Raw genomic sequence first — 11,106 nt, forward strand, 5'->3', positions numbered from 1 at the left:
CGCTACTACATCGAAAGCATGGAAAACTGCCGAAAGCTACCGGTAGCGCAGATCAGGCCGCCGGGCCAACCACTCGGCCTCGACCTCGGACGGGATCCGTCGGTAGGCGCCCCAGTGGGGATAGCCGCGCAGCCGCCAGCGGACGTACGCACCCAGGTAGAACAACAGGAACCCGAACACGCCCTGCTCCCGCCACTGCCGCACGTGCTCCAGCTCGTGACGCAGCAGCCGGGCGTTGCCGACGCCCCGCTCGCGCATGAGGATCAGCGGCCCGAACGTCGTTGCGGCCGCGCCCGGAGCGGCCACTCCGACCAGCAACCAGTAGCCCTCGTGTCGTTCGAGCCGCACGCCCCGTGTCTAGCGAGTCACGCGGCGTTATGTCAGAACAGGCGGGCGGTGAGCTGCTTGCGGTACTCGGCGGTGCGGGGGTCGTCGGGGCCCAGCACCTCGAGCAGGTCGACGAACTCCTGCCGCGCCTCGTCGTCGCCCTTGACCCGCTCGAGCAGGTCGTCGAGCTTGGCGGTGATCTCGCTGGGCGGATGCTCGTCGCTGACGCCCGTGCGCACCAGCGCCGCGACCCGCCGGGTCTCCGCCGTCTCGGGGATGCGGTCGAGCAGCGCCGTCGCCTCCTCCAGATCGCCCTCGTTCCGCCGGGCCGCCAGCTGCTCGGCCAGGGCGACGATGGCGTCGTGGTGGTCGGGCCGCAGGTCGAGCACGCTGCGCAGGGAGTCCTCGTCGCCGGCGTCCAGCAGCTCCTGCACCTTCTCGTCCTCGGCGCTCGGCAGCAGCCGTCCGACGAACTCGCGCACCACCGGCTCGCCCTGGGCGCCGATGAAACCGTCGACCACCTTGCCGCCCGACAGGGCGTACACGGCGGGGATGCCCTGCACCCGGAACGCGGCCGACACCTGCGGGTTGTCGTCGGTGTTGACCTTCACGAGGACGACCTTGCCGTCGGTGTCGTCGATCACCTTCTCGAGGATCGGCCCGAGCTGTCGACAGGGCCCGCACCAGGGGGCCCAGAGGTCGACCACGACGGGGGTCGTCTCGGAACGCTCCAAAACGTCGGTCTGGAAGGTGGCATCGGTGACATCGAGGGCCATCGGGCCAGGCTACCGACGGCGGGCTACCGTGCCGATCGAATGACGAACTGAGCGCGCCGGCCCGGCGGCCGTGGCCCGAACGGCCCGCTGCCACCAGCACCGAGAGGGCATGACGACGTGACTGACGAGACGACGATCACCGGCATCGACACCGACAACGTGACCGCCTGGTTCGAGGCGCACGCGCCCGGCGTCGAGCCGCCGCTGACCTTCGGGCTCGTCACCGGTGGGCGCTCGAACCTCACCTTCCGGGTGGAGGACCGCGCCGGTCACGCCTGGGTCCTGCGGCGCCCGCCGCTGGGCCACGTGCTGGCGACGGCGCACGACATGGGCCGCGAGCACAGCATCCAGAGCGCCCTGGCGGCGACGGACGTCCCGGTGCCCGGCATCGTCGGCCTGTGCCAGGACGAGGCGGTGAACGGGGCGCCCTTCTACGTCATGGACTTCGTCGAGGGCGCGGTCCTCCGCGACCGCACCAGCGGCGAGACGCTCGACCTGGCGGCCCGCGAGCACGCCGGCGACCAGATCGCCGAGGTGCTGGCCCGCATCCACGCGGTCGACGTCGACGCCGTCGGCCTCGGTGACCTGGGCCGCAAGGAGGCCTACCTCGAACGGCAGCTGAAGCGCTGGCACCGCCAGTGGGAGCAGTCGAAGACCCGCGACCTGCCGGTGGTCGACCAGGTGCACGCCGAGCTCACCGCCCGGGCACCCGAGCAGGGCCCGGCGACGATCGTCCACGGCGACTACCGGCTCGACAACTGCCTGGTCGGCAAGGACGGCACGATCGAGGCCGTGCTCGACTGGGAGCTGTGCACCCTCGGCGATCCGCTCGCCGACGTCGGCCTGCTGCTCGTCTACTGGGCCGAGCCCGGCGACAAGCACGCGCCCCTCGGCGACAGCGCCACCACGCTCGACGGTTTCCCCGACCGGGCGGCGCTGGCGGAGGCCTACGCGCACGCCTCCGGACGTGACCTCAGCGGCATCGACTACTACGTCGCGTTTGGTTACTGGAAGCTCGCGTGCATCCTGGAGGGTGTCTACGCCCGCTATCGGGCTGGTGTCATGGGAGAGTCGGACGGCTTCGAGCTGTTCGCCAAGCAGGTCGAGGTGCTGGCGCAGACCGCGCACAGCACCATCGAGCGCCTGGCCTGACCGCCAGGCCGAGGAAGGACCCCGAACCGAGTGGCGCTCTACGAGCTGATCGACCAACCCGAGCTCGACGGACCAGTGCTGGTGCTGGCTCTCGAGGGCTGGATCGACGCGGGGCTGGCGGCGGCCACGGCGTCCGAGCTGCTGCTCGACGCGCTCGACACGGTGACGGTCGCCCGCTTCGATACCGACGCCCTCCTCGACTACCGCGCCCGCCGTCCGACCGTGCACATGGTCGACGGCGTGCAGCGCGGCCTCACCTGGCCGTCGCTGGAGCTGCGGGCGGCCACCGACCTGGACGGCAACGAGCTGCTGCTGCTCGTCGGCAGCGAGCCCGACCGCATCTGGCACGGCTTCGTCGACGACGTGGTGGGCCTGGCCCTCGACTTCGACGTGCGGATGTGCGTCGGCCTCGGCGCCTACCCCGCACCGGCGCCGCACACCCGCACCTCGCGCATGGCCTGCAGCGCCTCGACCGCCAGCCTGGCGACGAGGGACTTCCTGCGGGCGTCGCTCGACTTCCCCGGCGGCGCCCAGGCGGCCGTCGAGGCGGGGTGCGACGCCCGGGGCATCCCGTCGATGGGCCTGTGGGCGCAGGTGCCCCACTACGCCGCGGGGATGCCGTACCCGGACGCCAGCGTCGGCCTCATCGAGGGGTTGTCGCGCCTGGCCGAGCTGTCGCTGCCGCTGGGCGACCTGCCCACCCAGGCGAACGCCACCCGGGGCCGCCTCGACGAGCTGATCGGCCAGAACCCCGAGCACCAGGCGATGCTCCGCCAGCTCGAGGCGGCCTACGAGCAGTCCATGGTCGGCTCCATGGGCGAAGAGCTGCCCACCGGCGACGAGCTGGCCGACGAGGTGGAGCGCTACCTCCGCGAACAGCCCGGTGGCACGAGCAGCGACTGAAGCCGGAGTCGGTCGGTCTCGACCTACTTGACCGCCCGGTCAAGTCGCGGGCTACGGTCCTCGACATGAAAGTCGACGGTGCAATCGGGGGACTCGAGAACGTCGGCGCGACCGCCGCGGCCCAGGAAGCCCGGGGCTACGACGGCCTCCACTCGGCCGAGACCAGCCACGACCCATTCTTCCCGCTGCTGCTCGCGGCCACCGAGACGGAGAAGGTCGAGCTGGGCACCGCCATCGCGGTCGCCTTCGCCCGCAACCCGATGACGCTGGCGCAGACGTCGTGGGACCTCCAGGCGATGTCGCAGGGCCGCTTCATCCTCGGCCTCGGCAGCCAGATCAAGCCCCACATCACGAAGCGCTTCTCGATGCCGTGGTCGCATCCGACCGCCCGCATGCGCGAGATGATCCTCGCCATCCGGGCCATCTGGGCGTGCTGGAACGACGGCACCAAGCTCGACTTCCGCGGCGACTTCTACTCGCACACCCTGATGACGCCGTTCTTCAACCCCGGCCCGAACCCCTACGGCAACGCCCGCATCACGCTCGCCGGCGTCGGCCCGATGATGACCGAGGTCGCCGGCGAGGTCTGCGACGGCCTCATCTGCCACGCCTTCACCACCGAGCGCTACGTGCGCGAGGTCACGCTCCCGGCGCTGCAGCGGGGCCGGGAGAAGGCCGGCAAGTCGATGGACGGCTTCGAGCTGTCAGGGCCGATGTTCCTGGTGATGGGCCGCAACGAGGAGGAGCTCGACGCCGCGGCCAAGGGCGTGCGCGGCCAGATCGCCTTCTACGGCTCGACGCCCGCGTACCGACCCGTGCTGGAGATGCACGGCTGGGGTGGCCTGCAGGACGAGCTGAACGCCATGTCGAAGCAGGGCCGCTGGGGCGAGATGGGCGACCTGATCGACGACGAGATCCTCCACACCTTCGCCGTCGTCGGCACGCCCGAGGAGGCCGTCCGCGGCCTGCGCGAGCGCTGGGGCGACGTCCTGCAACGCGTCAGCTTCTACGCCCCCTACGCGACCGACCCCGACGAGCTTTCGAGCCTGATCTCGATCCTCAAGGAGCCCTGAGGTCGTCGAGGCCGAGGCCTCGAAGGATCCCAGGTCAGGCGTCGGCGTCGACCAGCTCCAGCTGGCCGTCGTCGTAGCGGCGCTTGCAGAGGGAGCGCTGCAGCTTGCCGGAGCTGGTCTTCGGCAGCGTCCCCGGCGTCACGAGCACGATGTCGCGGGCCGGCACGCCCACGGCCTCGACGACCCGCTCGGCGACGCGGTGGCGCAGGTCGGCGAAGTCGTCGGCCCGGGTCTCGGCCACCACCACCAGCGCCTCCCGACCCCGGGCACCCACGCCCCCGAAGGCGATGACGTTGCCGGCGCGCACACCCTCCACCTGGCCGACCGCCCGCTCCACGTCCTCGGGGAGGACGTTCCGGCCGCCGACGATGATCACGTCCTTGATGCGACCGCACACCACCAGCTCACCGTCGAGCGTGTAGGCCAGGTCGCCGGTGCACAGCCAGCCCTCGTGGAACAGCTCGGCGTTGGCGTCCGGGCGCTTGTAGTAGCCGGTGGTCACCGACGTGCCCCGGATCTCCAGCTCGCCGACCTCCCGGTCCTTCAGCACGGCGCCGGTCTCGGGGTCGACGATGCGGATCTCCAGCCCCGGCACGGCCCGGCCCAGCAGGGCGAACCGCCGGCTACCCGGCGAGGCGTCCTCCACGGGCGCGGCGTAGCGCTCGGTCTCCAGCACGCGGCGGTCGACGCAGTCGGTCACCATGCCGCGCATCGGCTCGGGGAAGGTGCCGCCGATCGACACCTCGGCCATCCCGAACGCCGGGAACACCGAGCCGGGACGCAGCCCGTGGCGCTCGCCGGCCCGCACGAAGTCCTCCATGTTGTCGGCATCGATGGGCTCGGCGCCGTTGAGCGCCACCCGCAGCGACGACAGGTCGAGCTGCTCGCCGTTCTTCAGGGCCCGGGTCGCCAGCACGTAGGAGAAGTTGGGACCCGCCGTGGCCGTGCCGCCGTAGGTCGAGATCCACTCCATCCAGCGCGACGGCCGCGACGTGAAGTCCTGCGGCGCGCCCAGCACCAGCGGCGTGCCGGTCGACATCGGCAGGATCAGCAGCCCGACCAGCCCCATGTCGTGGTAGAGCGGCAGCCACGACACCAGCACGTCGGCCTCGGGATCGAGCCTCGCCGCGGCGGCGATGCCGTCGAGGTTGGCGCACACCGCCCGGTCCGGGAGCATCACGCCCTTCGGGTCGGCGGTGGAGCCGCTGGTGAACTGGAGGATCGCCAGCCGCTCGGGGTCGTCGGCCGGGCGCACCCAGGCCGACGCGTCACCGGAGTCCAGCTCGCCGATCTCCAGCATCGGCGGGTCGCCCGGCTCGGGCGTCACGAACGGGGCCAGCTCCGGGTCGACGATCACGACCTTGGCGTCGGCGTGGTGGATGCGCTGCCGGGTCTGGGCCACGAACTCCTCGATCGACCCCAGCCGCATCGGGAGCGGCAGCACGACCAGCGTCGCCCCCGTCAGCCAGGTCGCCTGAATGGCCGACACGAGCGGACGGGTGGTCGGCGACAGCAGCGCCACGTGGTCACCCGGCCCGACCCCGCGGGCCTGCAGCGCCGCCGCGTAGCCCTTGGCCTCCTCGTGGATGTTGCTCCAGGAGGTGACGTCCTCGTTGCCACCGACGACGAACGTGACCGCCCGTCCTGCCAGTGCTGAGCGCTCGATGCGCTGCACGAGGGAGCCATGCGCAGCTGAATGGTCGGCAAACGAGGGCATGAGCCGTGTGACTTCCCGGCGAACACACGGGTTACACGAAGTAAGACATGTCACACCGCGATGCTCCCGCGGGTCGGCGCGGCGCCCCCGCGAGTCAGTCCAGGAGAGTCCACCTGAACCGGTACTGTGGCTTCTCATGGCCGATGCCGACGAAGGCCGCCCCGCCGCCGCTTCCGAGACTCCGCTCTACCGCTACACCGCCGCGCTCGCCGAGCAGATCGAGACCGCCTGGCAGGCTCGTTGGGAGAACGAGGGCGTCTTCCACGCACCGAACCCGATCGGCGACCTGAGCAAGGGCTTCGAGGAGCTGGCCGACAGCCGCAAGCTGTACGTGATGGACATGTTCCCGTACCCCAGCGGGGCGGGACTGCACGTGGGCCATCCACTGGGCTACATCGGCACCGACGTCTACGCCCGCTACATGCGCATGCAGGGCCACAACGTGCTGCACTGCATGGGCTTCGACGCGTTCGGGTTACCGGCCGAGCAGTACGCCGTCGAGCACGGCCAGCACCCGCGGGTCACTACCGAGGCGAACGTCGCCAACATGCGGCGCCAGCTGCGCCGGCTGGGCCTCGGCCACGACGACCGGCGGTCGGTCGTCACCACCGACCCGAACTACTACCGCTGGACCCAGTGGATCTTCCTGCAGATCTACAACTCCTGGTACGACCCCGACGCCGACCGGGCCCGGCCGATCGGCGAGCTGATCGCGGCGCTCGACGCCGGCGAGCGCGAGCCCGGCGAGGGCACCAACCCGCACGAGGCTGCCTGGGCCGACCTGACGGTGACGCAACGCCGGGTCGTGGTCGACAACCACCGCCTGGCCTACCTGCACGAGGCGCCGGTCAACTGGTGCCCCGGCCTGGGCACGGTGCTGGCCAACGAGGAGATCACCGCCGACGGGCGCAGCGAGCGGGGCAACTTCCCCGTGTTCCGGCGGCCGCTGAAGCAGTGGATGCTGCGCATCACCGCCTACGCCGACCGCCTGATCGACGACCTCGACCGGCTGGACTGGCCCGACAAGGTCAAGCTGATGCAGCGCAACTGGATAGGCCGGTCGGAGGGCGCCAACGTGCGCTTCCCGGTGGGCACCCGGTCGTCGTGGGCCGACGAGCCCGCCATCGAGGTGTTCACCACCCGGCCCGACACGCTGTTCGGCGCCACCTACATGGTGCTGGCACCCGAGCACCCGCTGGTCGACGAGCTGACCGCCGAAACATGGCCCGAGGGCACCAAGCCCGAGTGGACGGGCGGCCACGCCACGCCCGCCGAGGCCGTCGCCGCCTACCGGGACGAGGCCTCGCGGCGCAGCGACGTGGAGCGCCAGGTCGAGTCGCGCGAGAAGACCGGCGTCTTCGTCGGGAGCTACGCGACCAACCCCACGAACGGCGCCGAGATCCCGGTCTTCGTCGCCGACTACGTGCTGATGGGCTACGGCACCGGCGCGATCATGGCCGTGCCGGGCCAGGACGAGCGCGACTGGGAGTTCGCCGAGGTCTTCGACCTGCCCATCGTCCGCACGGTGCAGCCGCCCGAGGGCTGGGACGGCAAGGCCTACGTCGGCGACGGTCCCGCCATCAACTCGTCCAACGACGAGATCAGCCTCGACGGCCTGGGCGTCGTCGAGGCCAAGCGCACGATCATCGAGTGGCTGGAGTCCAAGGGCCTGGGCACCGGCACGGTCACGTACAAGCTGCGCGACTGGCTGTTCAGCCGGCAGCGCTACTGGGGCGAGCCGTTCCCGATCGTCTACGACCCCGACGACGGCCTGCCCCGCCCGATCCCCGACCGGATGCTGCCGATCGAGCTGCCCGAGATCGAGGACTACTCCCCCACCACGTTCCCCGAGGACGACCTGACGTCGGACCCGGCGCCGCCGCTGGCCCGGGCCGCCGACTGGGTCGAGGTGGAGCTCGACCTGGGCGAGGGCCCGAAGCTGTACCGCCGGGAGACCAACACGATGCCGCAGTGGGCGGGGTCGTGCTGGTACGAGCTGCGCTACCTCGACCCGACCGACACGGAGGCGCTGGTCGACCCCGTCAACGAGCAGTACTGGATGGGGCCGTCGGGGCCCGACGACACGGGCGGCGTCGACCTGTACGTCGGCGGTGTCGAGCACGCCGTGCTGCACCTGCTGTACGCCCGGTTCTGGCAGAAGGTGCTCTACGACCTGGGCCACGTGTCGTCGGTCGAGCCCTTCAAGCGGCTGTTCAACCAGGGCTACATCCAGGCGGCCGCCTACCAGGACGAGCGGGGGGTCTACGTCGACTCGGCTTCGGTCGAGGCGCGGGACGGCGGCTTCTTCTACGAGGGCCGGCCCGTTCGACGTGAGTTCGGGAAGATGGGCAAGAGCCTGAAGAACTCGGTCACGCCCGACGAGATGTACGCCACGTACGGCGCCGACACGCTGCGGCTGTACGAGATGTCGACCGGCCCGCTGGACCAGAGCCGGCCGTGGGAGACCCGCGACGTCGTCGGTGTGTACCGCCTGCTGCAGCGGGTGTGGCGCAACCTGATCGACGAGGACACGGGTGATCTCGCCGTCGCCGGTGACGAGCCCGACGACGAGACCCGGCGCCTGGTGGCGAAGACCACCGCGGCCGTGCGTGACGCGATGGAGACCCTGCGGTTCAACGTCGCCATCGCCAAGATCACCGAGCTGAACAACTTCCTGACCTCGCACTGCGCCGGTGAGGGGGTGCCCGACGAGGTGGCCGAGACGTTGGTGCTGCTGCTGGCCCCGTTGGCGCCGCACGTGGCGGAGGAGCTGTGGGCCCGGCTGGGCCACGACGAGTCGCTCACCCGGGAGCGTTTCCCCGTCGCCGACCGGGCGCTGCTGATCGACGACTACGTGGAGATCCCGGTGCAGGTCAACGGCAAGGTGCGGGCGCGCATCGAGGTGCCGGTGGGGCTCAGCAGGTCGGCTCTGGAGGCGGCGGCGACGTCCGACGATCGGGTGGCCTCGCTGCTCGAGGGCGTGACCGTCCGCAAGGTGATCACGGTCCCCGACCGGCTGGTGAACTTCGTCGTCAGCTGAGTCCGCTCAGTCAGCTCAGCTTGCGGTAGTTCTCGGCTTCGTCGTCGTCGGGTTCGGTGGCGATGAAGGCGTCGAGCATCTCGTCGGCGACGGTCGGCGAGGTGAGCCGGAGGCCCAGAGCGAGGACGTTGGCGTCGTTCCACTTGCGGGCGCCTTCGGCGGTGGCCCGGTCGGTGCACAGCGCGGCCCTTGCTCCCGGGACCTTGTTGGCGGCGATCGACACGCCGGTGCCGGTCCAGCAGCAGACGACGCCCCGGTCGGCGTCGCCGTGGGCCACGGCCTCCCCCACGCCCCGCCCGACGTCCGGCCACGGTTGGTCCTCGCCGACGACCACGAGGTCGTGACCCTGCTCCCGGAGCCGCTCCTTGATGTGGTCCGTCAGCCCTGTCCGCTCGTCGGTCCCGAAGGCGATTCGCATGATTTGGAGCGTACGTCGAGATGCTAAGGTGAGCGTTCCCCTATGGGGCTATGGCTCAGTTGGTAGAGCGCTTCCATGGCATGGAAGAGGTCGTGGGTTCGATTCCCACTAGCTCCACGTAGCGCCCAGGTCCTCTGACCTGGGCGTTTGCGCGGTCCTGGCAGAGGGCCTGATCGGGTGCCCTAGGCGTTTCATCCTGACGTAGCTCAATCGAACGTAGCTTTTGGCAATCCGGCTACGTCGAGGCCCCAGGGAGACTCGCAGGTGGCACGACCGACGGTCCGGTGGAACGACGCGAAGCAGCGGTGGATGGCGTGGGTGACGTTCCCGGACGGCTCCCGCCGGAAGGTGGAGCGGGTCGAGAAGGATGACGCCGACGCCGACCTGAAGAACCTCCTTTTCGAGCGGGCAACAGCGGAAGGTGCTGCACCTCGGAGGGAGCGACTGGCGTCGTTCGACCAGGTGATCAACGCGTGGGTCGCTTCGGGGGCGCCGCGTCCGCCGACCGGCAAGAAGAACAGGCACGCCAAGAAGAAGGCCGAGAACACGCTCATCAAGATCGACTACCTCCTCGACGGCCACGTGCGGCCGAAGATCGGCAAGCTGAAGGTCGAGCGCACAGGGCTCGCTCGGATCGAGTCCGTGTTCCAGGACATGGACGAGGCGGGCCACGCCACCAGCACCATCGACCACACGTGGAGCTACTTGAACCAGGCCTGCCAGTTCGGCATCCGTCAGGGTCTCATCAAGACGAACCCGGTGGCCGACGTCCTGCTCCCCGAGGCCCGGCCCGCCAAGGAGCGCAACTCGCTCACGATCGCGCAGGTCGAACCCCTGCTGCTCGTCGCCATCCCGGAAGACTCTCGGCCTGCGTTGTGGGTTACGGGTCTCATGTGCGGCCTCCGACCGGGCGAGCTCAGCGGCCTGCGCTGGGCCCATCTCGACATCGACAGCGACGACCCCCACCTCGTCGTCGCCGAGCGGGCCAACGAGGTGAACAAGCGCTACGTCGGCCAGGCCGAGCCCAAGACCTCCCGCAAGGGCGGCATCGGCCTCCACCCGCTCGCCGTCGCCGCCCTGCGCCATCACCGAGCCGAGGTGCACCTGCTCGGTCTCTACGACCCGGACGGGTTCGTGTTCTGCACTCGCAACGGGACGCCGATCTCGGTGTCGAACCTCCGCCGCGACTTCAAGCGGCTCTGCCAGCGTGCCGGCCTCGAGGGCGACTGGACCACCTACGACCTGCGCCACTCCTTCGTGTCGCTCGTCTCCGACAAGCTCAACGACCTGGTCAAGGTCGCCGACCTGGTCGGTCACAGCAACACCCGCACTACCGAGGGCTACCGCCACGCCGTCCGGCCGACGCTCCCCCACGCCGTGAACGCCTGGAACGAACTGCTCGCTCAGAAAGCGAAGACCAGTAGGAAGCCAAAGGCGGGAGGGCCGAGAAGACCGGAGCTCAAGAAGGCGTCCGAACGACAGAGTGGCGGCCGGGCCGACGTGCCGCCTGCGCCTGCCGCACCCGCTGGGCGGCGGCCTCCCGGCGCCCCACCGATCATGACGCGGCCGGGCCCCGGCCGCGTCGCGTTCCGGGACGTCAATCTGCGCCGCCGATGTCAGGCGACGTCGTGTGAGCCAACGGCCGCCCACCGAGAAATGACGGCGGCGGGTACGAGGATGCGGCGGCGGAGCCTGATGCA

9 protein-coding genes and 1 tRNA gene are annotated in these 11,106 nt (G+C 70.4%); 6 read left to right on the forward strand and 4 right to left on the reverse strand.

The features are described 5' to 3' along the window. Nucleotides 1–36 precede the first annotated feature (36 nt). Nucleotides 37–348: a DUF4157 domain-containing protein gene (locus tag VK611_15855; protein ID HMG42807.1), complete on the reverse strand. Its 312-nt coding sequence runs from the start codon at nt 346–348 to the stop codon at nt 37–39. Nucleotides 349–380: 32 nt separating this feature from the next. Then, complete coding sequence (locus VK611_15860; GenBank protein HMG42808.1) at nt 381–1,103, reverse strand: tetratricopeptide repeat protein; 723 nt, start codon at nt 1,101–1,103, stop codon at nt 381–383. A gap of 117 nt (nt 1,104–1,220) precedes the next feature. Between VK611_15860 and VK611_15865 the strand changes: the two genes are divergently transcribed. The 3 genes from VK611_15865 (at nt 1,221) to VK611_15875 (ending at nt 4,231) form a co-directional block, all read left to right on the forward strand. After that, nucleotides 1,221–2,255 (forward strand): phosphotransferase family protein, encoded by a 1,035-nt coding sequence (locus VK611_15865; protein ID HMG42809.1) that lies wholly within the window; start codon nt 1,221–1,223, stop codon nt 2,253–2,255. Between the two features lie 30 nt (nt 2,256–2,285). Further along, complete coding sequence (locus VK611_15870; protein HMG42810.1) at nt 2,286–3,158, forward strand: PAC2 family protein; 873 nt, start codon at nt 2,286–2,288, stop codon at nt 3,156–3,158. A 65-nt stretch (nt 3,159–3,223) separates the two neighbouring features. Further along, a complete protein-coding gene (locus tag VK611_15875; GenBank protein ID HMG42811.1) occupies nt 3,224–4,231 on the forward strand; it encodes an LLM class F420-dependent oxidoreductase in 1,008 nt (335 codons plus the stop codon). 34 nt (nt 4,232–4,265) lie between these two features. Here VK611_15875 and VK611_15880 read toward each other — a convergent pair whose 3' ends face one another. Next, nucleotides 4,266–5,906 carry an AMP-binding protein gene (locus VK611_15880; GenBank protein ID HMG42812.1) on the reverse strand — a complete coding sequence of 547 codons (1,641 nt, stop codon included), beginning with the start codon at nt 5,904–5,906 and terminating at the stop codon, nt 4,266–4,268. 178 nt (nt 5,907–6,084) lie between these two features. On the opposite strand from VK611_15880, the gene leuS reads away from it, so the two are divergent. Next, nucleotides 6,085–8,988: a leucine--tRNA ligase gene (leuS, locus tag VK611_15885; protein HMG42813.1), complete on the forward strand. Its 2,904-nt coding sequence runs from the start codon at nt 6,085–6,087 to the stop codon at nt 8,986–8,988. 10 nt (nt 8,989–8,998) lie between these two features. Here leuS and VK611_15890 read toward each other — a convergent pair whose 3' ends face one another. Next, nucleotides 8,999–9,406 (reverse strand): RpiB/LacA/LacB family sugar-phosphate isomerase, encoded by a 408-nt coding sequence (locus VK611_15890; GenBank protein HMG42814.1) that lies wholly within the window; start codon nt 9,404–9,406, stop codon nt 8,999–9,001. A gap of 44 nt (nt 9,407–9,450) precedes the next feature. Here VK611_15890 and VK611_15895 point away from each other — a divergent pair. Next, a tRNA-Ala gene (locus tag VK611_15895) sits at nt 9,451–9,523 on the forward strand. Between the two features lie 192 nt (nt 9,524–9,715). Beyond that, nucleotides 9,716–11,106 (forward strand): site-specific integrase (locus VK611_15900; protein HMG42815.1); only part of this gene is annotated, 1,391 nt, incomplete at its 3' end.

The organism is Acidimicrobiales bacterium, from assembly GCA_035316325.1.
Taxonomy (GTDB): domain Bacteria; phylum Actinomycetota; class Acidimicrobiia; order Acidimicrobiales; family VFJN01; genus DASXTK01.